Genomic DNA, 25,777 nt, shown 5'->3' on the forward strand with positions numbered 1-25,777 from the left:
GTTCGCGTCCTGAGGAATCCGCCCGGGGGCGGTAGAAAAGAAATCGATGGAATCAGCTCTCGGAGGGGAGCAATTTCTGGGCGAACCAGGCTGCGGTTTTTTGCAGCCCCTGCTCGATTGCCACCTGCGGAGTCCAGCCCCACACCCGCTCTGCCTTCGCGTAGGAAACCAGATTGGAACGCAGGTCGCCGGCCCGTGCCGGTCCATGTCCTGAAACGGGAACGTCGCGCTTCACGCCGCGTGCTTTCAGCTCTTCCATACATAGCTGGCGGAGTCGATCCGAAAGTTCGTTCACATCAGTCGGACGCCCTGTCCCCACATTCACGGCATCAAAGCCCGGAAAGGGAGATCCCAAGGCCGCCAGGTTCGCACGCACCACATCCGACACATGCACGTAGTCGCGCACGTACTTGCCATCACCGTTGATGGTGGAGGCTTCACCTCGCAGCATCCGGGTGCAGAAGATGGCCACAACCCCTGCTTCCCCGTGCGGATTCTGACGTTCGCCGTAGACGTTGGCGTAGCGCAGAGCCGTTGAGGAGAGTCCATGTTCGTTCGCGAAGAACTGCAAATAGCGCTCCCCGCACCATTTGCTGATTCCATAGGGAGACACGGGGTTGGCCGGAGTTTCCTCCGGGGCAGGGGTGGTCATCTCGCCATAGAGCACCCCTCCTGAAGAAGCGAAGACAACCCTCTTTGTTCCGGCTTCGACAGCGGCGGAGAGGACGTTGATCAATCCAACGAGATTGACTTCTGCATCGAAGTCGGGCTCGCGGACAGAGCGGCTGACCGACATCTGTGCTGCCTGGTGGCTGATCCAGTCGGGTCGGAACTCGGAAATCACTTTGCGGACGCCCCCACGATCCCGGATATCGATCTGATGCAATGTGGCTCCGGCGGGAACGTTTTCACGTGTTCCCGAGGAGAGATCGTCGATGATCGCAGCCTCATGCCCTGCTGCCAGCACCGCATCCACGATGTGGCTGCCAATAAATCCTGCGCCCCCCGTGACAAGCACCCGCATGAATCTGCCTTTATTGAACTGTCTTTGCCAAATTTGCGGCCACACGTTTCTGATGCCGGGATCGCCGCCATTTCAGGAGAAACAGCACCAGCACCGAACCGGCCAGCCAGTATTTCCCATCGGCATACTGAATCCAGTATCCGGTCAGCTTGAAATACTCCGACACGATACACAAGGTTCCGACTTCGCTTTTCCACCAGTCAGAGGCACTGAAAAGATCGGTCGGAGCCGCGATAAAATGAAACCTCTCCGCATCCTCTCCGAAGACGGAGCGCATCACAATCCGCGCTCTCCTCGTATGATATCCATTCGTAACAACCGCCACAGTTGAGGTCGGATCTGCAGCGAGTGCGGCCCGGGCAGCCCGTCCATCACCAATGGTCGAGTCGCTCGGCTCATCCAGCACAATCACGCTTTCATCTGGAATGTCCCTCAATTTCAAGACAGCCAGAGAAATTTCATGGATCGGCCCAACGATTCCGTCCTCTTCCTGTGGGCTGGGAAAATTTCTGGGGAACAGGATGTCGCGGGCCAGACCAGCCCGCACCAGCGCAGCCGCCACGAACGGACGGGAGTTTTCTTCTCCGGGAAGCAGCAGCACATGATCGACACGCAAGGGGGGCTCACTGATGTCGAGCCACTCGGCAGCCCGCTGTCGCCAGTCGTTCTTTTCAGCCGGAATTGCCGACGGGGCAGCGGGAGCCGTGAGGGCTGCTTCATAGGCATCGGGACTCCAGTCCGTCAGCCGCAGCGGTTCCGGCCGACCACGCACGACCGTATCGCACAGAGAAATCGTGGCATACAGGAAGTCACGAATCCCCGCCCGTGACGTCCACCAGTTCGTCACATCATGACGGCGATCGGGAAGAGGATGGATCGCCACCCGTTGCGGTTCTTCCAGTAACTGATCGACCATCATCCGTAACCGGCGGGTGTGAAAGGCATCACATAGCAACAGGACACTGGAATCACGATGCGTCTGCAACCAACTCCGGATGGCTGTGACATCATCCCAAAGAGTGTCGGAGTTGCCCGGCAGGATGCCCAGCGCAGTGTCGGGCACCCCTCGTCGGCGAAGTTCCTGTCGGAACTCCTGGGCATGATCGAGTCGCAGCCCCAGCTGTTCCAGTCGCAGACGACGCGGCTGCACCACCAGGAGTTGTAATTCCGGATGCTGGCGAGACCACTCCGCCGCGACGTCATAGCAGCGGTCGCCCGAAAGGGCGACGACCGCAGACGGGCTTACGGCGGCTTCACTGACGACGAGTTGACTTGCCAGCAGACGGCAGAGCGGAGCATGAAACAGAGCGGCGATCAGACCGATCAGGCCGAGCCAGAGCCCCCAGCGTCGCCAACGGGCGGGGGCGCGAACCTGAGAAGGTTGAACAGACTTTGCACTTTCGTGCCGCACAATCCGACTTTCGTTTCAGTCCAGCGTTGATTTTTCCCGGATCTCGCTTTCCGCAGAGGTTCCGAACAGACCATACTTTGTCGAAGGACGAAGTCGGTGACAACAGAACACGTGATGTTCCCTGCAGTCACATGCCAGGATCGGCCTCAGCGAGAACCCTTTGGTTTTTATGAACACGTTCTCGCCCCGGAGTTGTGCTCTTCATCAGGTGCAGGAGGCACGTCGCGTGTCCAGATCGGGGCAAGCTGCTCTGATCGGGAAGGGAATGCGTCCCCTGAGAGGGGCGCATCAGGAAATCGGAAATCGCAGCGAGAAGTTTTCAGCCCGCAGAGTGCGGGAGCGGACCTCCCGCACAAGACATTCAGGAACCCAACTCAGCAATGCCGATCGCACTGATCACAGGGATCACCGGACAGGACGGCTCCTACCTGACCGAGTTGCTGCTCGAAAAAGGCTACACCGTTCATGGAATTGTCCGGCATTCCAGCCGGACCGTTCGGCCGCGCATCGATCATCTCACCTGTGACCCGTCGATCTATGGCACGAGACTGTTTCTGCATTACGCCGAATTGGAAGATACCACCGTCCTGAGGCGGCTGTTCTTAAAAGTCCTCCCCGATGAAGTCTATCATCTGGCAGGGCAGAGTCATGTCGGCTTGAGCTTCGAGATCCCGGAGTCGACCTGTCGACTGGCAGCGATGGGGACTCTGGGACTGCTGGAAATCATTCGCGATCTCCCAAAGCGGCCCCGGTTTCTGAACGTCGGCAGCAGCGAGATTTTCGGCAACGCGGAAGAAGTGCCGCAGAACGAACAGACCCGCATCAGTCCGCTGACTCCTTACGGTGTGGCCAAAGCCTTCACGGTGCAGATGACGCGGGTGTACCGCAACTCCCTCAACATCTTTGCCTGCAACGCCATTTGCTATAACCATGAATCTCCCCGGCGTGGAGAATCGTTTGTTACCCGCAAAGTCACTCGCGGAGTCGCCGCCATCAAGTGCGGCAGACAGAAAACACTCTCACTCGGAAATCTGGACGCTCAACGTGACTGGGGCTATGCCAAAGAGTACGTTGAAGGCCTGTGGAAAGTTCTGCAGCATGAGACGCCGGAAGATTTCGTGTTTGCGACCGGCAGACAGACCAGCGTCCGCGAGTTTGTCGATCTGGCATTTCAGGCTGCCGGTCTCCACTGGCAAGATCATGTCGTTCTGGACCCGCGCTTCCTGCGCCAGGTCGATCCCACACAATTCGTGGGTGACTCCTCCAAGGCGCGGGAGCTACTCGGCTGGGTCCCGCATGTCGGGGTGCCGGAGCTGACGCGGATGATGGTCGAGGCAGATCTGGAGCTCTTGCAGCAGAAAGAGTGATCCCGATCAGCGGCTTGAGAGCGATTTGCTCCGACCATTGGCGGGGCCGGTGGGGCATTGACTGGAGCACGACTGGCAGACCTGCTGCAGGGGGGGTAGACTGAATTGCCCCCACTGGTCCCGGACGGGCGATCCCGGACAGGGGCACAGTCACGGCCGTTCCTACCGCAGTTTTGCTGATGGGGCCCATTGATGCGCATCTGGCTCGTGTTGTTCACAGCAGTCTTTTTCGCGGCTGATTCCGCCGAAGCTCAGTTTCAGCGGGGGCGACGCCCTCGCTTCCCGCGTCGGGACGGCGAACTGGGACAGGACTTCAAGATTGACCGCAATGGCGTGCCGACGTGGGATGTCGATAAAGAATTTCCACGTGACGTCTTCACCTTCGTCCGGATCAAATTCAACGGCGAATTCGGCTATTACGGGGGTTGGCAGACTGACTATCCCGACAGCGATCTGAATTTTTCGTTTCGACTGCAGCAATTGACCTCGCTGAAGGTCAACCCTGATCCGATCGTGCTGGAACTCACCGATCCGCGGCTGTTCGATTATCCGTTCATCTATTTCTGTGAGCCCGGCCGAAGCGGCCTGGGATTAACCCCGGAGGAAACCAAGGCCTTTAGAAAATACCTCGACAACGGGGGCTTTGCGATGTTCGACGATTTCTGGGGAGACCATGAGTACGACAACTTCTATCACGATCTGAAGAAAGTTTTCCCCGAGCGGGAAGCGGTCGAAATCCCCCTGGAGCATCCGATCTTTCACATCGTGTACGACCTGAAAGAGAAGCCGCAGGTCCCCTCCATCGGTGTCGCCATGAGCGGCCGCACCTATGAATCGAGTGACGCACGGAACCCCGACTACCGGGGAGTCTTCGACGACAAAGGCCGCCTCATGGTCATGATCTGCCACAATACCGATCTGGGTGATGGCTGGGAGCGGGAAGGGGAAAACAAGTGGTATTTCCACGAGTTTTCCGAGAAGAAAGCCTACCCGATGGGGATCAATATCGTCGTCTACGCCATGAGCCACTGACGCTGCGCAGCTTCCCCCCCAAGCTTCAGTTGACGACTTTCCTTCGCCCCCTGTGCACAGCATCTCTCACGTCACGTCGGACAGTGAGCCGACAGCTACTCTTCTCTAGGTTGTCGACTCATCAGGCGATCGGTCGCCTCTGCGGGGGGCAATCCTTCAAACAACACCTGGTACACGTGCGAGGTGATGGGCATGTCGATGCCCTTCTGCTCTGCCAGATCATGCACCGCACGGGTGGTGCTCACACCTTCGGCCACCGCTTCCATCGTCGCGAGAATCTGCGTCAGGCTTTCACCTTTTCCAAGTCGTTCGCCGACCTGCCGGTTTCTGCCAAAGGGGCTGATACAGGTGGTGATCAAATCCCCGATGCCAGCCAGCCCGGCAAAAGTCTCCGGCTCGGCCCCCAGCGCGACACCAAAGCGACTGATCTCAACGATGCCCCGCGTCATCAGCGCGGACTTGGCGTTGTCGCCAAATCCCAGACCATCACAGATTCCGGCGGCGATTCCGATGATGTTTTTCATGGCTCCGGCCAGTTCCGCTCCGATCAGATCCTGATTGGTGTAGACGCGGAAACGATCGGTTGAAAACATCTTCTGAACTTTTTTGGCCATCGCGACGTCGCCGCTGGCGGCCACGACACTGGCCGGAAGACGCCGGCCGATTTCTTCGGCATGGCTGGGACCGCTCAGGGCGATCACCACGCGGCTGCCGATCGTCTCTTCGATCACCTGACTGGGACGGAGAAACGTCTCGTTTTCAATTCCCTTGATCACACTGACAACGGGACGATGCCCGGTCAGATAGGGGGCCAGTCCTTCGAGCGTGGTACGGAGGTACTGGGAAGGAATTGCGGCAACGAGGAGTTCAGCCCCCTGCAGCGCCTCTTCCACATCGTGGGTAATTTTTACCTTCGGTGGAATCGGAATCCCGGGCAGAAGTCGGGCATTCTCCCGCTGCTCGTTGAGTTCCCGGGAACTCTCCTCGGTGCGGGCCCAGATCGTGACTTCCTGGTCAGCATGGTCGGCCAGCAGAATCGAACAGGCTGTCGCCATGGCACCGCTGCCGAGGATTGTTGTTTTTGTCGCCATAAAAACCGATCTCGCCGCTACGGGTGGAAATTGTCGTGTCACGATCCTTCCGCAGAATCATTGCGTGACAGCCGGTCCACATCAACCGACAGAATCGGCAGAACGGGCACAGCCCAACGATTCGCGCCAATTTCAGCATCCCGGCGCCGAAAATCTTTCCGGAATGGCACTTTCCGGCCTAGGCTTGGGGATGTTTGTCCAAGTGTACAAGCGAGACTCGAACATGAATCAGACCCAGGATAAACTCCCATTCGTTGACCGGCGCCAGCCTCTCCCCCCGGGAAGCAGCCCGGCGGTGATTGAACGTCGGCAGTTTTCCGACTCACGGAATTCCGGTCGGCCGGAAGTCGACGAACTCGCACGCGCTGTGGACCAGTACAAACTGCTGCACCGCCGCCGGTTTATCACATTCGAGGAATTGTACGACGTCTTCACCTCGCTCGGCTATCACAAGTAGTCCTTCTGCGAACTGAAGAGTCCCCTGAATTCCCGCCTGCCGGCAAAGTGGTTACAGTGAGCAGCGAAGCCCGCGAGGGCACTGTGCCCGACGCAGTCACTCTTGTGCGTCCGGCATCGGATACCATTCTGAAGTCGCCTGCCCCCTGTCAATCCTATGTTGCATGCAGTCATTATGGCTGGCGGAAGCGGAACACGCTTCTGGCCGGTAAGTCGTCGTTCCATCCCGAAGCAATTTCTGAAATTCACGGGAGAACGCTCCCTGATTCAGCTGGCCGCTGATCGCTGTCAGCCGGCCATCCCTCCTCAGCGAACCTGGGTGGTCACGAACACGCGCTTTGGAGAGCAAACACAGCAGCATCTGCCCGACGTTCCCGTCTCCCAGATTCTACTGGAACCGTGTGCGCGGAATACCGCCCCCTGCGTCGGACTGGCAGCGCTCTGCCTGCTGGCAGAGGATCCGGACGCCATCATGCTGTTGACTCCCGCCGACCAGATCATCGACGATCCGGGTGCGTTTCAGGCGGACATTCAACGGGCCGTCGAGTTGATCAATGCGGATCCCCGTCGACTGGTGCTGCTGGGGATCACCCCCACCTATCCGGCCACCGGCTTTGGTTACATCGAGCGTGGCGCTTCTTTGGGAAGTCAGGCTGCGGAAGTGACCGCCTTTCGTGAAAAACCGGATCGCGCCACCGCCGAAGAATATCTGCGGGCGGGGCGGTTCTTCTGGAACTGCGGCATCTTCATCTGGCGCGCCGACCGCATTCTGCAGGCGATCGCCACGTATGAACCCGAAATCGCTCGACTTCTCGAAGAGCTGAAGCCGCATGTCGGTCAACCCTCCTGGACCGACGAACTCGCACGGGTCTTTCCGCAGATGAAATCGATTTCGGTCGATTACGCTGTTCTCGAGAGAGACCCCCATATCGCTGTTGTCGAGGCCACGTTCGGCTGGGACGATGTGGGGAGCTGGGGAGCGATGGCCCGGCTCAACAAAGCGGATATCAACGGCAACTCGGTGATTGGCACGTTCTGTGGCATCGACACCTCGAACTGCATCGTCCATTCCACGGCGGGACGTCTGGTGGCGACGATCGGCATGCACGACTGCATTATCGTCCAGACCGACGAGGCCACTCTGGTGGCCGACCGTCATGATGAGGACGCGATCCGCAAGCTGATCACCATGCTGGAAGAACAGGGTTATGGCAGCTTCCTCTGACAGTTTGCTCCCTGACGATTTCCCGCGGTTCGGGACACTGCTGGGGATCGACTACGGCACCAAACGCATTGGTCTGGCGATCTCAACACCCGACCAGACCATTGCCAGCCCACTGGAAATTTATACGGTCCGCAACCCGCAGCTCGACACCCGCTACTTTCGGGAACTCTTCGAAAACTACCGGGCCAAAGGACTGGTGGTCGGCCTGCCGATTCACATCAGCGGCGAATCGAGTCAGAAATCACGCGAGGCTCAGGCGTTCGGAAATTGGCTGGCCACACTCTCCGGCCTGCCGGTGGCTTATTGGGACGAACGGTATACCTCGGCAGCTGCGGAGGATTATCTGCTGAACGCGGAACTCTCGAGCAAGCAGAGGAAGCGTCGCGTCGACATGGTCGCAGCGCAGATCTTCCTGCAGGCGTTTCTGGACCGAGACCTGGGCAAAAAAGCTCCCTCGTCCGCAGAGGTGGGTCCGACGGACGAGGGAACATGAACTCGCAAGTCGTGAAGACGGGGGAGTCAAAAGTCAGAATGCTCGACTCACCGCGACTCAGAGATAGTCGTTGATCAGGTTTTCGATCCATTCCTGACGACCGCTCCGGTTGGCCGCCGCTTCTCCTTTCTCCAGAATGTACTTTTCCAGCGAGGCAAAGTTCGCCTTGCCCGCTTCAATCTCGGCTCCAATGCCCGAGTCGAAACTGGAATAGCGCTCCTGAACGAACTTTTTAAGCACGCCGTCCCGGCGAATTGCGGCAGCGATTTTAGCACCGCGAGCAAAGGCATCCATCGCCCCGATATGGGCGTGGAAGAGGTCAATCGGCTCAAAGCTTTCACGACGGACTTTGGCGTCGAAGTTGGTTCCACCAGTGGTGAAGCCCCCTTGTTCCAGCAACACCAGCATGATCTGTGTCGCGACGTAGACATCGGTCGGGAACTGGTCAGTATCCCAGCCAAGCAGCAGATCGCCGGTGTTGGCGTCGATCGAGCCGAGTGCATTGTGAATACGGGCGTATTCCATTTCGTGCATCATGGAATGCCCGGCCAGCGTGGCATGATTGGTTTCAAGGTTCAGCTTCACAATGCCGTCCAGCCCATTGCGGCCGATGAAGTTGAGGCAGGTGGCCGCGTCGAAATCGTACTGGTGTTTGGTTGGCTCTTTCGGCTTCGGCTCGAAGTAGAACTGTCCCTCAAAGCCGATCGATTTCGCGTAGTCATGTGCCATGTGCATGAACCGGGCGAGGTGATCGAGTTCACGCTGCATGTTGGTGTTGAAGAGGTTCATGTACCCTTCACGACCACCCCAGAAGACGTATCCCGCCCCCTGCAGGTCGTGGGTCACTTCGATTGCCTTCTTCACTTGCGCGGCGGCGAATGCGAACACGTCCGCGTTGCAGCTGGTGGCTGCACCATGCAGAAAGCGGGGGTTGCTGAACAGATTGGCGGTTCCCCACAGCAGTCCGATGCCGGTCTCCTGCTGCTTTTGCTTCAGTTTGGCGGCGACTTTGTCGAGGTTGGCATTCGACTCCCGCAGCGTCGCCCCTTCCGGCGCCACGTCCCGATCGTGAAAGCAGTAGAAGGGGGCTCCCAGTTTGCTGATGAATTCGAACGCGGCATCGACGCGCCGCAGTGCATTCTCGACGGAGTTGGAGCCGTCATCCCAGGCCCGGTGGATCGTGGCGGAGCCAAAGGGGTCACTTCCCGTTCCGCGCATCGTGTGCCAGTAGGCCACGCTGAAGCGGAACAGCTCCTTCATCGTTTTGCGTTCCACAACCTCATCGGGGTTGTAGTGCTTGAAGGCCAACGGGTTTTTGCTTTGAGGCCCTTCAAAGCGAATCGTCTGCACTTCCGGAAAAAACTCGGACATCGGGTGTTGATCCTATGAGGCACTGAGTTCCACTGATGAACGGAAATTTATACGAACGCTCCTCAGTAGGGAACCGAGCGGTGTTTCCCTCGTGAACGTCAGTTCGGCCCGATGAACTCGATCGTCAGCGGATACTTCCAGACTTCGCCATTCATGGCCTTGACCGCACCAATGATCGGGAAAATCACCCCCAGCAGCGAAAAGACGATCAGCAGGGGAAAGCCGATCAACACGAAAACCAGGAGGCCACTGATCGCCAGATAAATGAACTGCGAGATCAGCCAGTTCACGATATTTCTGCCGTGCGGATCAAGCTGCGGCATTTTGTCCTTCTGCAGCTGCCAGATCACGATCGGAGCCACAATTCCGGCAATGGGAACAAAGTACGCGGCGAACTGCGAGAGATGCAGCGCCATCGCCCATGTCCGGACCTGCTGTTCATCAGGTGATTCGGTATCGAAGGTCATGATCATCTCCCGAAGCAGGTGACCCGGTTACAATGAAAATTTACTCCACCACATCGGTCAGCAGCGAGAGGCTGACCACCTGACTTTTCTGAACGAGCACGCGCTTCCGGTTGACACCCACTCCATGCCGGCGCGAATCGAGGATGTAGAGCTCTCGCGTGGTGCTGCTGTCACGCAGATCGTGCACATCGGCATCCCTCAGTATCAGGTAGTGATGGTCTTCCCCGAGCAAGGTCCCGATGTAGACATAAGGGGCAGCGACATCCAGAACAACCGGCTGGTCGATCCACGCAGCCAACGGCGACGGCATACTCATGTTCGAGCCTTCCCGGCATTATGAATGAGAGACCGACGAGACTGTCGAATCCCTTCATAAGATTCCTCTCCCAGTGATGCGACCGCATAGCGGAGCACGGCATATCGACGGTACCAGTCTGCAACACCGGCAGCATTCGGAATTCGTTGTTCCCCTTCCAGACGTTTCGCAAAGCGGCTGAGCGTTTCGTGCTCGGGGCGGAGAATTCCCTGCTTCGCGAGGAACTGGTCCATCTTCTGCCGTTCGGTTGTCAGCCGCGACTGGGGACTCTCCGTGACCTCGGATTTCACGCGCTCCGTCAGTAGCGACCGGATCCCATTTCGTAATGACCCGACGAGGAACACCAGCCCCGCCAGCAGCACCAACGGTCCGGCGATGGCTATAGCCAGACGCTTCAGCGCCCCCCCTTTCACGAATTCACGGACCCTTGTCATCCAGAATCTCATCGCATCAAACGCATCGCGCGAGGGGGGCTGTTCCACCGCACTCGGGACGCCATTGGAGGGGGTCGACTCGACGATCACCCAGCGTTCTCGCTCCCCGTCGTAAGCTTCCACCCAGGCATGGGCATCCTTGCGACGGGCGACCCACGAGCCATCCAGGGGATTCTGCTCATCAACGACAAATCCGGTCACGTAACGTGTCGGAACTCCCGCAATCCGCAACAGAATTGCCGAGGCGGTGGCAAAATATTCGCAGTGCGCCGGCACGCGTTCCAGAAGAAAGTACGCGAGGCGGTCATGCTCGCGCGAGATGTGAACCCCCAGCTGGTACTGGAAATTCTGATGAAAAAAATCCTCTACCGCCCGGATTTTCTCGGCGGTTGTTTCCCGCCCTTCGCAAATCTCCTGCGCCAGTTTCCGCACCTCCGGACTCAGCCGCTCCGGCAAAATCAGATAGCCCGACAGATCGCGCAGTCCTTCCGACGGCTGTGGTGCGAGGTAAGTGATGTAGGAATTCATGGTGTCGGGCGACGGACGCTGCACCACATTGCTGGCGTCGACCATAATTGCGTCCGATCCGCAGGCCACCGCGACGGTTCCCAGCTGCGAAAAGCAGAAGCCGAATGAATCGATATTCACCGGCCAGATTTCGAGCTTCCGCAGGCCGTCCGACTGGTGCCGGCTGATGACGAACAGATTCTCGTGCGGACGATCCTCGGCCGGAATCGCTGAAGCCCGTGTCGGCAGCAGCGTGACATCCTGATACGTATTCTGCCAACGGTCGTCGAGTAGCAGGTTGAACGACTGCCCCCGCATGTATCCGGGACGATTGTCAGCCTGAATCCGGAGCGTCTGGAGCTCTCCGCCCGAGCTTTTCCATCGCGAAATGTCGGACAGTCCCCCCCGCCCTGAAAAACCAGCTGCGTTGAAATTCTGTTCGGTGACGGACATCCACTGCGTCAATACGTGCTCCAGCCGGCTCTCATGGCGGAACAAAAGGGATGACCCGACATAGCCGATCGTTCCGCCGAAAGTGAGCACGAGCAGGATCAGAATGCTGCGTACTGCCGGGGCTCTCTGGCGCGCGGCCGACCCCTTGCGGCAACAGGCGCAAAAGGCCATCCAGCACAGCAGGTATGCCAGAATCAGTGCGATGATTCCCTGCCGCAACTGCGGGGTAATGCGGATATCGCCACTGAAGACGAAGCCGACAGCCGAAGTCGCCAGAAACCAGACGGGAAGCTGCTCCGCATAGCGACGCGACCAGAGGGTCCAGACGCCGATCAGCAGACTGCCGCTGGCCAGTTCATAGGCCAGCTCGCTGTTGACAAACGTATTGTCAAAGTCGAATTCCTTCGGCATGAAGTAGTATCGGCCAATGCTGATCAACACGATCATCCAGTAGCCGACGGCGAGGTGACGTTCCGACAGCAGCAGCCTGCGCGGCATCTGCCAGCTGAGCAGTACCAGAATCATCGCCACCACAGACAGCGTCGGGGCCTCCATCAGGAACCGCAACGCGCAGGCCTGAAGCAAGACCATCCCCACCGCAGCGGTCCGCTGTAGGGAAGGAAGTCGGTGAAGTCCGATCCAGTTCTGCATCCGTCTATTCTGCCGGGAAACTTGTCCGCCTGACTACTTCGAACCGCAGATTTTCAGGAGCCGCACCCCAATCCGCATCCGCATCAACAGCGGGGCCTACAGGGATCTGACCTGTCCCTGCAAGATCTGCTGTGGCGTAAAGTGGGTGTTCGACTCGTCGCTGGGAAATGCCTTTTCCGGCAATTGTTCACGGATCAGAAACACCCTGAGGGCACACCCGTGTTCCACAATCTGGCGGGTCAGCTCTTCCCGGGAATCGTCCCAGTCCAGAAATACGCAGATCACGACGGATGTCGATTCCAGTGATTCCGCGATCACCGGAGTCAACTTTTCGAACGGGTTGTGCCGCGAGGTTTCCACCGCCGCCAGAATCTCCAGCACCGATTCGAGGTAGGTGATCCCGGAAACGGTCTGAAAGAGATACAGGTCAGGCCCTGCTGCGAAAACATCGATCGCCGCCTCGGCTCCATCGAGAAAGTCGGCGATGGATGCTGTCAGACTGACGGCCGCCTCGAAGCGGGGAAAGGTCTCCGGCTGGAACTGACGAAAGCGATAGGGGATGTGGGTATCGAGCACCATCGCGACGCGCGAGCAGTATTCATCCTGATACTCACGGACGACCGGTTTGCCGACGCGGGCCCACGCCCGAAAGTCGACGCGTTTGAGTGCTTCCCCCGGGACGTAATCCCGGTTTCCGATATACTCGGGAGCATCACCGATTTTGCTGTCCTGCAGCATGGTCCCCAACTGGTAGCGTTTCGAAATGGGAATCGCGAACTGTTCAAGCCGATGAAACGCGGGAACAACCGTCAGCTTCCCGGCCGGAACCACCGCCCGTCCGAAACGCATCAGGTTCAAAGGAAACGTGCTGTGCACATGCATTTCGGGGAGGGCATATTCACCCCGCCGAACTCCTTGCAGAGTCACCGGCAGCAGCCGACGTTCTCCCTTGGGAATTGAGGGGAGCATGCCGGTCGCATCCCGGTGCGACAAGCCCGCAGGCAGTCCAAACAATCCGCACATGATGTCCAGCGCGGGCAGAAAGCCGACGTTCTCAATGGTCACCGAGCCCGTTGCGACTTCACCGGCCGCGATCCGTTCCGGAAGCGTTCCGCTCACCTTGAGCCGGGGACGCATTACCATTCCGACGAACTCCACACACAGCAGCAGGCCGCACAACGAGCAGAAAATCTGATAGACCGGGACTTCGACCGTCACCACTCCAAAGGCGGTGAGGAACAGAACCATAATGGCGACCCGCCCCGGCGGCGTGAACTTGAACTGGAAGTACAGCAGCCAGGATCGGAGATAGCCGGAAAGTTGCCGTTTCATGTCGGGACCGGAAACTGGGTGACAATCTCTTCGACCACCTGCTCTTTGGTAATGCCGCTGTAGCGGGCCTTGGGAGTCAGGACAAGTCGGTGCGGCAGGACATAAATAGACATGAACTGCACATCGTCCGGGAGGACGTAATCGCGGCCCCGTAAAAAGGCACACGCCTGCGCCGCCCGGTAGAACATCAGCGTTCCTCGGGGACTCACCCCCAGCTTCAGGAGCGGATGAACCCGAGTGCGGGCCACCAGATCAACCAGATAGGCGGCGATCGACCGTTCCACCCGCACGCGCTGAACTTCATGCCGCAGATGGGCCACCTGATCCATCGTCAGCACCGGTCCCAACTCGTCGAGCGGGGTGGACTGCGACTGGTCATACAGCAGGGCGATCTCCATGTCACGGCCCGGATACCCGACATGCAGCTGGAGCAGAAACCGGTCGAGCTGCGCTTCGGGCAGCGGATAGGTTCCGTGGAAGTCGACCGGATTCTGTGTCGCCAGGACGAGAAACGGATCTGGCAGGGGGTGCCGGACTCCTTCGATGGTCGCCTGACCTTCACTCATCGCTTCGAGCAGCGCGGATTGCGTACGGGGCGAAGCACGATTGATTTCATCCGCCAGCAGAATACTGCAGAAAATCGGCCCTTCCTTGAACGTGAAAGAGCCGTTCGCGGGATTATAGATGGAAGCTCCCAGAATGTCGGAGGGGAGCAGGTCCGGCGTGAACTGCACGCGGCGGAACTCAGTATCGAGAGAGCGGGCCAACGCCTTGGCCAGCGTTGTTTTGCCGACGCCGGGCACATCCTCCATCAGCACCGATCCGCCCGCCAGCAATGCCATCAGCAGGACATCGATGGTCTCCTCTTTTCCACGAATCACCGAGGAAAGATTTCGCTTGAGGAGCGCCAACCGCTCCGGTGCCGTTACGGCAGGGTCATCATGCGAGTTGAGCTGTGCTGTCACTTCCTGTTCGACACCTTTCGACATGACGATCCAGCGAAAACACTTGAGATGGTCCAGTGTTCCTTTTACTGTAGCGTATCGCTGAGGAAGCTGCCTCTTAACAGGGCGTTTTTTTATGTGAACGATGCGGCAACCTGCAGCAGGAACACGTTGACATCCGGGCGGCATCTTTAAGGAGTCAGCACTATGGGTGAACTCGAACCATCTCACCAGTCCCCCGTTCTCTCGACACGGATCATTATCCTGGCATTGGTCGTAGGACTGATCATGGCCACTGCGTTGATGATCGGTCTCCGTCTCGGCAGGACGTCGCAACAAGGGACAGACGGCCTCCTCACGAAGCTCTGCCTGGGAATCGGGATAGTGACTGGTGTCCTTTCCCGAATTCTCCCGCCACGGCTTCACCTGTCTCGCCCAGACGATTCACTCACTGTGCTGGCAAACAAGTGGCAGACCCAAACCATTATTTCGGCAGCGCTCTGCGAGGGGAGCGGATTCCTGAATGCCATCGCCTACTTTGTCGACGGCAGAACCATCTCCCTGGCGGTGATCGGGGTTCTCGCAGCGATGATTCTGGCAAAATTCCCCACGGAAACGAAGTGGCGGAACTTCGTGGAGAATCATGCCAGCCAGTATCGGAATTAGCAGAAGCCCTCTCGTTTTCAACTCCACGAATTCACTCGTGCTGGTTGCTTTGACCAGTCCCCGCGAAGGGGGCAATCGAGTCAAAATCCTCGAACTCGTAGCCGGGCAGCCTCGACGAAAGACAAAATTCAAAGTCGCCCGATTCTCACGATCACCTGGCGATCGCGCTGCAGGCCGCCCCGGAGTGCCCCATTGAGTTCTCAAGGACAAGATGATTCATTACAGCGGGCCGAGATCTGCGAGATCGGGCGAAGGATGTACGACAAAGGCTTCGTCGCAGCGATGGAAGGAAACCTCTCCTGCCGCCTGAGCCCGCAGGAATTCCTCTGTACGCCCACCATGATCTGCAAGGGGCGGATGTCGCCTGAAGATCTTTGCGTGGTCGATGGCACGGGGCAACGACTCTCAGGGAGTCGTGCCCGGACCAGCGAAATTCTGCTTCATCTGGAGATCTATCGACACCGCCCCGATGTGCAGGCGGTCGTCCATGCTCATCCCCCCCATGCAACAGCCTTCGCACTGACGCGACAGCCCTTGCCGCGCGGGATCTCGGCGGAAGTCGAGGTCTTTCTCGGACCGGTCCCCCTCGCCCCTTACGACACGCCGGGAAGCCAGACCTTCGCCAAAACGGTCGTCCCGTTTCTGTCGGGAACGAGTGCCATTCTGCTCAGCAATCACGGCACCGTCACGTTCGGAAAAACATTGGAAGAAGCCTTCTGGAGGACGGAAATCCTGGAGGCCCATTGCCGGACCGTCCTGCTCTCCCGGTCTCTGGGAAACCCGGTACCTCTCAGCCCCGACCACATCCGCGAACTGCTGGACCTGAAAAAACGTCTCGGCTACGACGATCCCCGCTTCCACGACCCCTGACATGTCACACGCTGTGCCAGAATTCACATCCAACTGCCGGACGATTTTCCGATTCCCGGAAAGTTCGGTCGACGGGCGACCTCTGCAAGATTTCCCTGTCGATTGAGCCCCCGCCGCCAAGCGACGCGGCGTGGTCCTTCTCAATGTTCATGGGGCGACAGCGGTCAAAATCGAGAGGGCAACGGACACTCTGCAGGTTGAATGTCAAAGACCACCGGAGGCAACGAATACACCGTACGAACCCGGTCTGACGTAGCTGTCCCAGAATCTCTACAGGCCGCAGCAATTCGGCAAAATCAATCTCAATCAGCACTTGCGGTGCTGTCGAACTGATTCACAGTCGAGGCTGCAGGGTCCCCCTGTAGGGACATCGAAGAGGCGTCAGACAGCTCGAACCAATCTTGTCGCATTATCATGAGTTCCCTATTCTCACAAATACTGCCGACTTCGGCTGGCAGACGGGTCCAAGCTACGTCCACAGAAATAGTTGCCCCCCTTGGTGCCAAAAAAGGGTGGCGTTTGGAAGGAGTCTCAATAGTGAACCTCAACCGAATCGGCACGCGTGCTCTGGTTTCGGGTCTGGTTTTGCTGACGCTGATTGCGGGGGGGGCCAACCCTGTTTCAGCGCAAGGCCCAGCAAAAGCCGACGCGAATCCCGGGAAGCCGACACGCATCGTGGCCGGTATCAGCAGCGCGGAAAAAGCGACCGGCGCTCTGGAATTCATCGTCGCCGAACTGGCGAACAAGAAGGCCAACTGGGAACAGGATCTCTATCCCAATATCGAAGTCTTCCTCATCGGCGTGGCCCTCGACCAACCGATCCGCTTCGATCAGCTTTTTGATCCTGCGGTGGGCCGCCTTCAGCCCGAACCATCCGCCAACCTGATGCAGGCGATGATTCCGGTCTCCAACTTCAAAGAGTTTCTCGACGACAACCTGTCGCCGATCGGGATTGATGCCAAGAAAGATGCCAAGGAAAAAGGGCTGTACGCCTTGAGCGGGGAAGTTTACGAAGGGTTCCTTCGCGAACTGACCAGCCCGGACCACTACGCCATCTTCTACAAGACCAAAGAAGCCCTGCCGGCGGACACAGCCTCCCCCGCGATTCTGGGGAATGAGCTCGGAAAAGACTCGCTGGTTTTTCTGCAGCTTCACAACACCGCTGAAACCATTCCGGATCGCAAGGCCGCCTTCGATTACTACCGCGAAATTGTGCTGGACGGTCTCAAAAAGGGATCGACCGAGTCGGCTGACCAGTTCGCCTTGAGGAAGCGGGTTCGTCTCCAGTCGATCGCTGCTTTTGAGCAGTGGTTCGTGGAATCGAAAGCGGTTGACCTCAAGCTGAACGTCAACACCGAGAAGGCCGATGCACCAAGCCAGCTGACGTTGACCGCTCTTCCCGACACCGATCTCGCCGCCAACTTCAGCAAGCTCAAAGAGCAGGCAAGTTATTTCGGTGGTATCGCTGCTCCGGCGGACGCAGTTGTCGCACTGAGGGTGAACCTGCCGATCGAAGCAGCGCGTGAAGCGGGTTACCGGGAAATCTACGAACTCTCCCGTCCCGTGGTGAAAGAGAAGATTGCGTCTGATGAGAAAGCCGACGCCGCTGAAAAAACCGCCCGGCAGTCCGCTGCCTCCCTGTTGCTGGACGTCTTCAGTGAAAGCAGCAAGCTGGGACGGGTCGACGGGTTTCTGGATGTCATCCCCTCCAAGGGAAAACATGCTTTGGTCATGGGCATTCGCTGCAACGGCAAAGACAAGATCAATCAGATCATCGATCTGCTGCCGGCAGCCAACAAGACCTGGACTCTGACCAAAGATGTCGCCAAAGCGGGTGACGTGACCATTCATCAGTTGAAGCTGCGGCCCGATGCCCCCAAGTCGCTGACCGATTTCTACGGCACCGATCGTCAGGCGTTTCTGGCTGTCACCGATGACGCCTTCTGGCTGTCGACGGGAGCCGATGCCCAGTCCGTTTTGACGAGCCGGATTGAAGCCGTGGCCGCCGCGAAAGATCTGAAGCCCGATGGAGTCGCACTGTCACTGAAGATGCACGCCCAGCCGGTGCTACGGACCATGAATGACTTCATCAAAGAGGCTGATCTCGGCGTCCTGAATGCCGTCACGCTGAAAGAAGCTCGTGCCGAGCAGCTCGCCGCGAAGGACAAAGAGAAGCCCAAGGGAAAAGACGAAGCTCCGGCCAAACGTCCGACCAGTGCCCTGAAAGATTTCCAGTGGCAGGAAGCAGCCATTGCCGGAATGGAAGGACTGGACGACACGTTTGAATTGAAGCTCGTCCTGACCGAAGACGACACGCTCTCGGGTGAAGGGAACGTCCAGAAGGGAGTTCTGAAAGCCCTCGGTGTCGTGATTGCCAAGTTCGCCAATGAGAACCTGAAGTAATCACGCCACGCGGCCGATTGAAAACGAACAAGGTCACGGTGCGAGCCGTGACCTTGTCGCATCTGGGGTGGAGCATTCTGCTCGGCTATCTCAAAACTGTTGAACCGACACTCGAGGTGAGTCGTCGTGCGGCCGACGCATTCTCACGGTCACCAATCGCTGCGTTTGATGCCATGCGGACATCTGCATGGCGAAGACGCAGTAATCCAAAATCAAGATGCTCTAACAGTCCCCTCCGCCACCCATCCGGTGCTGGCATGCGGTAGCTGCCTTTCGTCCCAGCAGGCGGCCGATTTTCCGCTTCAGACGAAAACCTGCATAGTAGAGCGAGTCCCGCAGCGCGTTCTGTCCGACAGGCCAGGGCTGCTTTCCGCGCTGACGAAGAGAGTCGTTCACCTGATACAGGGCGCGACGACGATCGAGATCGGGAGTCCGGAATGTAATGCTGAATGAAATGGAGACCGCGTCTCCGTTCTTGACCCAGTGAGGATAGGTCACCGGGAAGTGAAGTCCGTTTCCGGGAGTGAGCTGATAGGTCCACCCGGCCCCTTCATGATCCGCTTTCAGTTTCAGGTTGCGTCCCCGGTCGGAGTAGAAGTGCTCCAGATCTTCCTCGCTCACAATCGTGCGATCGCGGCCGTCGAGCATCCGGACTTCCTTGCTCCCCTGAATCTGCAACAGGAAGTTGTGCTCCGGGTCGATGTGGTAAGGAGTGACCGAGCCGGGTGATGTCAAAAAGATGAAGGCCTGCGGCTGCGTCATTCCCGGGTACAGCCCCTCGGAGTGGACACGGATTTCATTGAGACATTCATTGAGCAGTGCGGAGTATTCCGGATCACGTTCGACATACTTCAGCACCAGCCACGAACGGCACTCGGAGATCCGACGGATCGTCTCTTCCGGAGTCAGACCGTTTCGCGGCGTAAGCGCCGGATCGATGCTGATCGGCAGATTCCCTGCATTGTACTCAATATTCTGCTGCGGGAGTGACTGGGCCAGCTGCAGCAGACGTTCAATCTGAAACAGGGGATGCTGGCAGAGCGTATGCTGAATCAGGAACGGCTGCCGTCCGAAATTCCGCTCGAATTCCACCGGTTGAATCAACAGATGCGACGGGGCCGGACCCGCGAGGGTACCAGCAGATGGGCTGGTCCGGTTGACTACGGAAGTCGACATGAAAATGACCTCTCGAAAAGGGAGTTGTGCTCAGAAACTGGTGTGTGTCCGACGGAATTCCGGGGGGCTGCATTCACAGCGAACTGGGTGGGGTGCTCTCCCCGGGTTCACGCTTTCCAAACCATTGCTTCCGCAGCCGGTTGACCGCCCGGAGTAGCGGCAGTGTTCCCAAGAGCAGCGGCCCTGTTCCGCGGCCGGTGGCAAAATGCAGATGCTGAATCACCCGCCGCTCGGTCCAGAGCCGGTTGATCATCTGATGCCCGGGCACCGCACAGGAATCGCACCAACGAATCTCGGGAGTCCGGGACAAGGTGCGCAGGCTCTCGAGTTCCAACAGCACACCGGGTGAGTGTTTTTTGAGTGTCTCGTCAAACGCGATTTTGAATGCGAAGCAGGCGGGGGCGCTCACGAGGTTGCACTTCAGCGCAATCGGTTCGCCGTTCAGGAACAGACCTTCAAACCGGACTTTCCCCTGCTGCGCTCCGGTGAATGTCGCCTGACGGAAAAAGACGCTGTGCGCCGGAATCAGCTGCATCGCGGTGCCGGCCTGGGCCTTCCAACCGCGAGCTTCCAGATCGAGAAACCATTCCGTCCAGTGACAGACGGTCCGGGGATCGTGCATGAAGCGATATTCGAGTGTGCCGCGCTGCTCGAGCTTGCGGCGATTGCGATTCAGTTCGCGGAAGTGATGTCCGCCAATCGATGTCTTCAGATAGTTCTCGGCGTCGTCGGGAATCTGCACGATCGCGCGAAGGAACTGATCTCGCTGAAACGTGGTGGTCAGCGTCGACCGGAAAAGGTCCACAATCGCCTGCTGGAATGGTCCTTCGCCGGGGATCAACGGCAGCTCGATGAGCGGTCGATCCCCGCAGGACTGCTCGCAATACCGGACGACCGCCTGCAGCACCCCGGCGAGGTGCCCCGTCCGGATCAGGGGAGTCGTCAGGAAGCAGAAATCGTGTTTCCAGAGAGTCAGCTGCCGAATTCGCCCCGGTCCCCGGGTTTCAATAAACGGGAAGAACCCGCACAGCCGCGGAGGTTCTGCAGGATGATTTTTTACCACAATGACGAAATGCCACTGCTCCTGCTCACCGAGGTGATCAATCGCCGGCATCAGCATCCAGGGTTCGTAGAAGACATTCTGCTCAACAGCCTGAGCGGCCAGATCGGTCCAGTCTGCCTCGAGTGCACCCAGTTGCTCCAGATTCGTCACAACGGAAACGGCGTATTCGCCTTGCGCAGTGACAACATTCGTCAACGGTCCCCCGGTTAAGGGCTCGGCCGCCGGTGGAGAGTCAGTGCTGTCAGTAAGAGGTGTCAGAGGCATGGATTGTCCGCTCTGATTCGTCCCTGAATGCGTCATCCGGTCGATTTTCCCTGATTGAAAAAATCAACTCCTTGCGACGCTACGTCATCTTCCGGACAGTGCGGATGTTTTCACAATTCAACATCCCATGCAGACCGAGATGCAGCACAACACACTGGAAAAATCGTTAGAAATGGAAGTTTGCAACGCTTCGATTCACGGCATCTGACCGGGAATGTCGATACAACCGTTGAAAGACCCAGGTCATCACTCAGGGGGGAACTGTGATGCGCCATCATTGGTCACGAGTGCGCCGTTGTGCATTGAGCGCAACTTTCGCAGCATCGTGTATTTCCAGCTTGCATTTCAGCGGATGTCTCAGCAATTCCACGCGGGATGTCTCCACCGGTTTCAAGGACGATGCCACCAAGGCGGCCCTGAAAGCCGAGAGAGACTCCGTCGCGCAGCGGCGGCAGAAGGCTGCCGGCCTCGACTCGACCGACGAGGCGAAGCCACAGGTCGAGCAGGCTGGTAAAGTCCGCCTCGACGACGCTGCCGGCGAAATTGTGCAGACCTCCGCCTCAACCGGTAAGCCACTGGCTGACAAGAAGATCGGCGAGGCCGCAAAAGATCCGTTTGCCGAAAAAATGGCGAGTGATCCGGTCGGACAGCTGATCGCCAGCAATCGGCCTCTGAACGCCGCCGAGCTCGCCAAACAGCTCGACGACAGCACTCCGCTCTCGATTCCGGAAGAGGGTGCCCAGAAAACTGTGGCGGCCCGGCCGTTCCCGGGTGCGGAAGCTCCGGCTGCCGAGGGCACGCCCACCGCCACAAAAACGGCGGAAGTGAATCCGTTTGCGGCACAGAAGGTCAGTGCCCAACCGACCGCCACGGCAGCTGCGGGGAAATCCAAAGTCGTCGGTCCGACTCCCCCTACGGAGTGGACAGGAGCAACCAACGCGACTCAGGGCCAGAAGTCACTGGCAGCTGCGGGCAATGCGAACACCTCGGGGACACCGTCGAAGCAGGCAACGGCTCACGCGGATGACTGGACCGTCGCGCCAGCCCGTGCCCGACTCGACAGTACTCCTCAGGCTGATACGGCCACCCCCAAAACCCAGTTGAAGCCGGTCGCCATGACTCCCGCCGAGAGGGAAAAACGGCTGCGGGTAAAAGCACTGCTTTCCGAAGCCCACACACACGCAATGCGTGGAGAACTTCACTCCGCCTACCGCAGTGCTCTGTTGGCGGAAAAGATTCTGGCGGAGAATAAACTCGCTCCTGGGACCACCGAAGAGGACCCGAGTGCGCTGGCTCGCGAACTGGCTGCCAAAATCTGGCGGACGAGCGACAGCGACGCCATGCTGGCCGCATCCCAGACCTCTGGGACCGCTGCCACGTCGGCCTCTCCTGCTGCGAGGTCCACGGGAAGCGTCTTCCCGGAATGGAACAACCTGAATAGCTGGACGCCAATCCCCGGATCGGACGGAGCGAAAGCGGTCACTCAGGCCAAACCCGAGAGCCGTTCCGCACTTGACCTGCCGGAGATCCGACCGGCCCAGACGCCGACCAAGTCGGAAGTGCCGTCCAACGCCCTTCCGACTCCGTCGAACCCGTTCGCCCAGCGAACACCGGACGCCACGCCTTCCGCGACGGCTAAAGTGCCTACCTCCGAGCCTGCCAAGGCCGAAGGAGGTGTCACGTTCGCGATTGCGGAAAGCCTCACTCCGGCTGGGGAATCGCAGCCAGAGCGGAAGTCGCGACGTCCCGAGTGGAATTCCGTCACGTCACTTCCGGAACAGGCAGCTCCTCCGGTGATGGCTTCGGCTGTCCAGCAGGAGTCGCGACCGGTGTTGATGGCGCCTGCCGCAGCGACGGCTCCGGAACCGGCGATCTTGCCGAAATCGGCCATCGCCTGGGACCAGCTGACGGCTGAGCCGGAAGAGGGACGATGGGTTTCCACGGAACCGCGGAAAGAGACCGCCAAGTCTGCGAAAAACCAGGCCCGTCTCTTCTGGGGACTCGGCGGACTTCTGGCGGCAGGGGCCTCTCTGGCATTCGGCCTGAGACTGCTCCGACGCAACACCGAAGCCGAAGTTCCTCCAGCAGTTGCCACGACGCCCTTGGCTCAGGAAACGGAAGAGCCCGCCGCAGAGAATCTGCAGCTGCGGATTAAGCGGGCTGCCTGATCGAGGTCACTCTTCAACAGGCAGAGTGAAGTCGCCAGTCAAAAAACGTGAAAGCCCCGCGCGATCGTTCGTGCGGGGCTTTTTGCATTTCTCTGCAGTCGACCGAAATTCAGAAGCCCGCACACGCCCTCTGTCTGGTTCCACCGCACCATTTACTTTTTGCCGTCGCTGTTGCAATTTGTGAACTAGAGTTCGATGCCGCGACGACGATCCGCTGAAACTCTTCAGCCGACGGCCCGGCAATTCACTCCGGCTTCGTGTGGAATTGAAAGCACAAGAGGTTTGTATGAGCACCGATCCCTGGGGTCGACCGACTCTGAACGATCTGCGCACCGTTCTCGAAAGTATCGGTAAGTCGGACATCCAGCACGGTCGGACCGCCGAACGTCTGGAGCTCTCGGTTCCAGCGGAGATTGTCACCAGCCGTGGTAACACCATCGCCGCCGTGACGCGTGAGATCAGTCGATTTGGGATCGGCCTGCTGCATAAGGGACATGTTGTCCCCGCCGAAGTGACCGTGCGGATGGCCAGTGACACCCGCGAATTCGAATATCGCGTTCAGCTGGAATGGTGCCGTCCGTGTGACAACGGCATGTTCATCAGCGGAGGACGGTTCCTCAGCCAGAACTCTTCCGGCACATAGACAGCACTGCTCTTCGAGTGCACGCGCCGTACGACGCTTGCGTTCTCCAGAGCACGCCTCCAAGGACAGCATCAATCCGCGCGCCGAATGTCGAAGCCCTGACCACAGGCTGAAGCGCCGAAGACATTCTCACAGACGCTTCCTGCAGACGGAATCAGGTTGAAACGCCAGAGACTTAGAGCCCCGGCTTCGGTGGGGCCACGGGAGCGCGGAACGGGAAGACTCCCTTGGCGTTGATCTTCCGCTTGAACACTTTGTCGCGGCTGGTCACATACAACGTATCCAGCTCAGGTCCGCCGAAGACCACATTGGACACCATTGCCGTCTGGGGCTTGCTGAGGATCACGTTCACGCGGCCGGGCTGATCGAGAACCTGCACGCCCAGTAACGTGGCAACGTACAGACGCCCCATTGTGTCGACCGTCATGCCATCCGCGCCGCTGACTCCCAGCTGGTCCGGCTCATGCAGCCAGCCATATTGCTGTTTATATGCCAGCTTGCCATCCGGCTGAATCTGGAAGGAATAGGTGAATCGCCCATTGCTGTCCGCGACGGTCAGCAGCGTTTGATCCGGAGAAACGATAATTCCATTCGGTGCCTTGATCCCCTTGTCGACAACAGACTTCTCACCGCTCGGGGTAAAGCGCCAGATCTGGCTGTTTCCGTAGTCGGTGAAGTATCCAGTGCCGTCCGCGAGGATCACCAGGTCGTTGGATCCCACATCGGAGACGACAGTCTCCATCGTGGCATCGGGAGCATACCGCACGATCTTGCGAGCCCCATGCTGGCATGCATACAGCTTGCCATCGGGTCCGAACATTAACCCGTTCACCTTCGGGCTGTTCGCGACGAACAGAGACACTTTTCCATCGAGTCCGATCTTGTAGATGCTGCCAGCGCCGACGTCGGAGAAGAAAACTTCCCCCAGTTCGTTCACTGCCGGTCCTTCTGTGAACTGATGCCCCGAGCTGACCTCCACCCAGTCTTCACCCGGAATCAGAATGTCGACCCGCTGGTTCTTGTTAATGGGGCGAGCGATCGGTTGAGGGTAGTCCTTCCAGACAAACCGCAATGCATCGGGAAGGACAGAGGCGATATGGCGGGCGTTGTGTCCCCCTTCTCCCCAGGCATGTTCCACCTCATAGCCAGCGAACTTCAGGGCGGACAACATTCCCTGATTGGCGTTGAACCAGTCTCCCGCGTAGATGTTCAGGTCGTTACTGCCATCCTGCAGGTAGACGCGGATCGGCTTCGGCTCCGTCTTGCGGACCAGCGTGGAGAGCTGATCCGCACCACGTAGACCGACATACGTGCCGACGCCGGTAATCACTCTCCGGAATTGGTCCGGTCGTTCCCAGGCGGCGTTGAAAGCACAGATGCCTCCTGAGCTGTTGCCACCGATGGCGCGATCATTCGGATCATCGCTGATGTTGTAGCTCTTCTTGACCTCGGGGAGGATCTCTTTCACGAGGAAGTCGGCGTAGCGCGGGCCGAGGGCATCGTATTCGAAGCTGCGATTGAAACGGGGCTGGGCGATTTCGTTCGGCGCGGGGAGGACTCCCGGTTCGATAAACAGCCCCAGCTGCACCGGAATCTCTTTCTTGTGAATCAGGTTGTCGAGGGCCGGCACCGCTTTCCAGCCATTTGCCAGCCCCAGACCATCCTGTAGGATGAACAGGCAGGTCGGTTTGGCGGCATCATATTGTGCAGGGACGTAGATCCAGTACTTCCGGACCGTTCCCGGGAAGATCTTGCTCGTCCAGGTGAACGGGCCTTCGATTTTTCCCTGAGGGACATCCGCCTGCGGCAGCGAATCGGGTGTCAGCGGAAATTCCTGAGCCTGGGCGACACCCAGTGAAACAATGAAGGCCGTCAGCAGCGCAACAGCAGTCGAACGAACCATCAGAGGCTCCTTGAGCAGCGAGTGGGGCAGGACTTGTATGGCAGTGT

22 protein-coding genes are annotated in these 25,777 nt (G+C 58.7%); 10 read left to right on the top strand and 12 right to left on the bottom strand.

Annotated features, from left to right (window positions below; translation table 11 throughout):
• Positions 1-52: 52 nt before the first annotated feature.
• The gene (locus SH664x_RS06010) at positions 53-1,024 is read right to left on the bottom strand and encodes an NAD-dependent epimerase/dehydratase family protein (protein WP_437205884.1); all 972 of its coding nucleotides are present in this window, start codon (positions 1,022-1,024) and stop codon (positions 53-55) included.
• Between the two features lie 10 nt (positions 1,025-1,034).
• Positions 1,035-2,435: an ElyC/SanA/YdcF family protein gene (locus SH664x_RS06015; protein WP_437205886.1), complete on the bottom strand. Its 1,401-nt coding sequence runs from the start codon at positions 2,433-2,435 to the stop codon at positions 1,035-1,037.
• 380 nt (positions 2,436-2,815) lie between these two features.
• Here SH664x_RS06015 and SH664x_RS06020 point away from each other — a divergent pair, with 380 nt between their 5' ends.
• Together SH664x_RS06020 and SH664x_RS06025 are read left to right on the top strand one after the other, a co-directional pair.
• Complete coding sequence (locus tag SH664x_RS06020; protein WP_437205887.1) at positions 2,816-3,802, top strand: GDP-mannose 4,6-dehydratase; 987 nt, start codon at positions 2,816-2,818, stop codon at positions 3,800-3,802.
• A gap of 192 nt (positions 3,803-3,994) precedes the next feature.
• The gene (locus SH664x_RS06025; protein WP_437205889.1) at positions 3,995-4,834 is read left to right on the top strand and encodes a DUF4159 domain-containing protein; all 840 of its coding nucleotides are present in this window, start codon (positions 3,995-3,997) and stop codon (positions 4,832-4,834) included.
• A 95-nt stretch (positions 4,835-4,929) separates the two neighbouring features.
• On the opposite strand, the gene SH664x_RS06030 is transcribed toward SH664x_RS06025, so the two are convergent.
• Positions 4,930-5,925, bottom strand: coding sequence for an NAD(P)H-dependent glycerol-3-phosphate dehydrogenase (locus SH664x_RS06030; RefSeq protein WP_437205891.1), 996 nt, complete (start codon positions 5,923-5,925; stop codon positions 4,930-4,932).
• A gap of 223 nt (positions 5,926-6,148) precedes the next feature.
• Between SH664x_RS06030 and SH664x_RS06035 the strand changes: the two genes are divergently transcribed.
• From SH664x_RS06035 to ruvX, 3 genes are all read left to right on the top strand, one after another.
• Positions 6,149-6,382 carry a hypothetical protein gene (locus SH664x_RS06035; RefSeq protein ID WP_437205893.1) on the top strand — a complete coding sequence of 78 codons (234 nt, stop codon included), beginning with the start codon at positions 6,149-6,151 and terminating at the stop codon, positions 6,380-6,382.
• Between the two features lie 174 nt (positions 6,383-6,556).
• A complete protein-coding gene (locus tag SH664x_RS06040) occupies positions 6,557-7,606 on the top strand; it encodes a mannose-1-phosphate guanylyltransferase (protein WP_437205895.1) in 1,050 nt (349 codons plus the stop codon).
• Positions 7,590-8,099 (top strand): Holliday junction resolvase RuvX, encoded by a 510-nt coding sequence (gene ruvX / locus SH664x_RS06045; protein ID WP_437205897.1) that lies wholly within the window; start codon positions 7,590-7,592, stop codon positions 8,097-8,099. The genes SH664x_RS06040 and ruvX overlap by 17 nt, the downstream gene beginning before the upstream one ends.
• A gap of 57 nt (positions 8,100-8,156) precedes the next feature.
• Here the strand turns inward: ruvX and xylA are convergent, their stop codons facing one another.
• From xylA to SH664x_RS06075, 6 genes are all read right to left on the bottom strand, one after another.
• Positions 8,157-9,470, bottom strand: coding sequence for a xylose isomerase (gene xylA / locus SH664x_RS06050; RefSeq protein ID WP_437205899.1), 1,314 nt, complete (start codon positions 9,468-9,470; stop codon positions 8,157-8,159).
• A gap of 98 nt (positions 9,471-9,568) precedes the next feature.
• The gene (locus SH664x_RS06055; RefSeq protein ID WP_437205900.1) at positions 9,569-9,937 is read right to left on the bottom strand and encodes a DUF4870 domain-containing protein; all 369 of its coding nucleotides are present in this window, start codon (positions 9,935-9,937) and stop codon (positions 9,569-9,571) included.
• Positions 9,938-9,977: 40 nt separating this feature from the next.
• Positions 9,978-10,253 carry a hypothetical protein gene (locus SH664x_RS06060; RefSeq protein ID WP_437205901.1) on the bottom strand — a complete coding sequence of 92 codons (276 nt, stop codon included), beginning with the start codon at positions 10,251-10,253 and terminating at the stop codon, positions 9,978-9,980.
• Positions 10,250-12,298 (bottom strand): transglutaminase-like domain-containing protein, encoded by a 2,049-nt coding sequence (locus SH664x_RS06065; protein WP_437205903.1) that lies wholly within the window; start codon positions 12,296-12,298, stop codon positions 10,250-10,252. The genes SH664x_RS06060 and SH664x_RS06065 overlap by 4 nt, the downstream gene beginning before the upstream one ends.
• Before the next feature lie 96 nt (positions 12,299-12,394).
• Positions 12,395-13,630: a DUF58 domain-containing protein gene (locus SH664x_RS06070; RefSeq protein WP_437205904.1), complete on the bottom strand. Its 1,236-nt coding sequence runs from the start codon at positions 13,628-13,630 to the stop codon at positions 12,395-12,397.
• On the bottom strand, positions 13,627-14,619 hold the full coding sequence (locus tag SH664x_RS06075) for an AAA family ATPase (RefSeq protein ID WP_437205906.1): 993 nt from the start codon (positions 14,617-14,619) through the stop codon (positions 13,627-13,629). Before SH664x_RS06075 ends, SH664x_RS06070 begins: the two co-directional genes overlap by 4 nt.
• Before the next feature lie 162 nt (positions 14,620-14,781).
• On the opposite strand from SH664x_RS06075, the gene SH664x_RS06080 reads away from it, so the two are divergent.
• The 3 genes from SH664x_RS06080 (at position 14,782) to SH664x_RS06090 (ending at position 18,513) form a co-directional block, all read left to right on the top strand.
• Positions 14,782-15,240 (top strand): hypothetical protein, encoded by a 459-nt coding sequence (locus SH664x_RS06080; RefSeq protein ID WP_437205908.1) that lies wholly within the window; start codon positions 14,782-14,784, stop codon positions 15,238-15,240.
• 192 nt (positions 15,241-15,432) lie between these two features.
• Positions 15,433-16,110: a class II aldolase/adducin family protein gene (locus SH664x_RS06085; protein WP_437205909.1), complete on the top strand. Its 678-nt coding sequence runs from the start codon at positions 15,433-15,435 to the stop codon at positions 16,108-16,110.
• A 537-nt stretch (positions 16,111-16,647) separates the two neighbouring features.
• Positions 16,648-18,513, top strand: coding sequence for a hypothetical protein (locus SH664x_RS06090; RefSeq protein WP_437205910.1), 1,866 nt, complete (start codon positions 16,648-16,650; stop codon positions 18,511-18,513).
• Positions 18,514-18,735: 222 nt separating this feature from the next.
• Here the strand turns inward: SH664x_RS06090 and SH664x_RS06095 are convergent, their stop codons facing one another.
• Complete coding sequence (locus SH664x_RS06095; RefSeq protein ID WP_437205912.1) at positions 18,736-19,689, bottom strand: JmjC domain-containing protein; 954 nt, start codon at positions 19,687-19,689, stop codon at positions 18,736-18,738.
• Between the two features lie 73 nt (positions 19,690-19,762).
• The gene (locus tag SH664x_RS06100) at positions 19,763-21,016 is read right to left on the bottom strand and encodes a GNAT family N-acetyltransferase (RefSeq protein WP_437205914.1); all 1,254 of its coding nucleotides are present in this window, start codon (positions 21,014-21,016) and stop codon (positions 19,763-19,765) included.
• Positions 21,017-21,354: 338 nt separating this feature from the next.
• Between SH664x_RS06100 and SH664x_RS06105 the strand changes: the two genes are divergently transcribed.
• Together SH664x_RS06105 and SH664x_RS06110 are read left to right on the top strand one after the other, a co-directional pair.
• A complete protein-coding gene (locus tag SH664x_RS06105; protein ID WP_437205916.1) occupies positions 21,355-23,184 on the top strand; it encodes a hypothetical protein in 1,830 nt (609 codons plus the stop codon).
• 286 nt (positions 23,185-23,470) lie between these two features.
• Positions 23,471-23,827, top strand: coding sequence for a PilZ domain-containing protein (locus SH664x_RS06110; RefSeq protein WP_437205918.1), 357 nt, complete (start codon positions 23,471-23,473; stop codon positions 23,825-23,827).
• A 175-nt stretch (positions 23,828-24,002) separates the two neighbouring features.
• Here SH664x_RS06110 and SH664x_RS06115 read toward each other — a convergent pair whose 3' ends face one another.
• Positions 24,003-25,730, bottom strand: a complete 1,728-nt coding sequence (locus SH664x_RS06115; RefSeq protein WP_437205920.1) for an SMP-30/gluconolactonase/LRE family protein — start codon at positions 25,728-25,730, stop codon at positions 24,003-24,005.
• Positions 25,731-25,777 lie beyond the last annotated feature (47 nt).

The organism is Planctomicrobium aquicomposti (assembly GCF_051466325.1).
Lineage (GTDB): Bacteria > Planctomycetota > Planctomycetia > Planctomycetales > Planctomycetaceae > Planctomicrobium.

What these genes read in the sequence shown, in the direction of transcription:
- ruvX (WP_437205897.1), top strand. Translation starts at nt 7,590, where the DNA reads ATGGCAGCTTCCTCTGACAGTTTGCTCCCTGACGATTTCCCGCGGTTC.
- SH664x_RS06035 (WP_437205893.1), top strand. Translation starts at nt 6,149, where the DNA reads ATGAATCAGACCCAGGATAAACTCCCATTCGTTGACCGGCGCCAGCCT.
- SH664x_RS06060 (WP_437205901.1), bottom strand. Translation starts at nt 10,253, where the DNA reads ATGAGTATGCCGTCGCCGTTGGCTGCGTGGATCGACCAGCCGGTTGTT.
- SH664x_RS06030 (WP_437205891.1), bottom strand. Translation starts at nt 5,925, where the DNA reads ATGGCGACAAAAACAACAATCCTCGGCAGCGGTGCCATGGCGACAGCC.
- SH664x_RS06010 (WP_437205884.1), bottom strand. Translation starts at nt 1,024, where the DNA reads ATGCGGGTGCTTGTCACGGGGGGCGCAGGATTTATTGGCAGCCACATC.
- xylA (WP_437205899.1), bottom strand. Translation starts at nt 9,470, where the DNA reads ATGTCCGAGTTTTTTCCGGAAGTGCAGACGATTCGCTTTGAAGGGCCT.
- SH664x_RS06095 (WP_437205912.1), bottom strand. Translation starts at nt 19,689, where the DNA reads ATGTCGACTTCCGTAGTCAACCGGACCAGCCCATCTGCTGGTACCCTC.
- SH664x_RS06065 (WP_437205903.1), bottom strand. Translation starts at nt 12,298, where the DNA reads ATGCAGAACTGGATCGGACTTCACCGACTTCCTTCCCTACAGCGGACC.
- SH664x_RS06115 (WP_437205920.1), bottom strand. Translation starts at nt 25,730, where the DNA reads ATGGTTCGTTCGACTGCTGTTGCGCTGCTGACGGCCTTCATTGTTTCA.
- SH664x_RS06075 (WP_437205906.1), bottom strand. Translation starts at nt 14,619, where the DNA reads ATGTCGAAAGGTGTCGAACAGGAAGTGACAGCACAGCTCAACTCGCAT.
- SH664x_RS06100 (WP_437205914.1), bottom strand. Translation starts at nt 21,016, where the DNA reads ATGCCTCTGACACCTCTTACTGACAGCACTGACTCTCCACCGGCGGCC.
- SH664x_RS06080 (WP_437205908.1), top strand. Translation starts at nt 14,782, where the DNA reads ATGGGTGAACTCGAACCATCTCACCAGTCCCCCGTTCTCTCGACACGG.
- SH664x_RS06055 (WP_437205900.1), bottom strand. Translation starts at nt 9,937, where the DNA reads ATGACCTTCGATACCGAATCACCTGATGAACAGCAGGTCCGGACATGG.
- SH664x_RS06110 (WP_437205918.1), top strand. Translation starts at nt 23,471, where the DNA reads ATGAGCACCGATCCCTGGGGTCGACCGACTCTGAACGATCTGCGCACC.
- SH664x_RS06040 (WP_437205895.1), top strand. Translation starts at nt 6,557, where the DNA reads ATGGCTGGCGGAAGCGGAACACGCTTCTGGCCGGTAAGTCGTCGTTCC.
- SH664x_RS06020 (WP_437205887.1), top strand. Translation starts at nt 2,816, where the DNA reads ATGCCGATCGCACTGATCACAGGGATCACCGGACAGGACGGCTCCTAC.
- SH664x_RS06025 (WP_437205889.1), top strand. Translation starts at nt 3,995, where the DNA reads ATGCGCATCTGGCTCGTGTTGTTCACAGCAGTCTTTTTCGCGGCTGAT.
- SH664x_RS06070 (WP_437205904.1), bottom strand. Translation starts at nt 13,630, where the DNA reads ATGAAACGGCAACTTTCCGGCTATCTCCGATCCTGGCTGCTGTACTTC.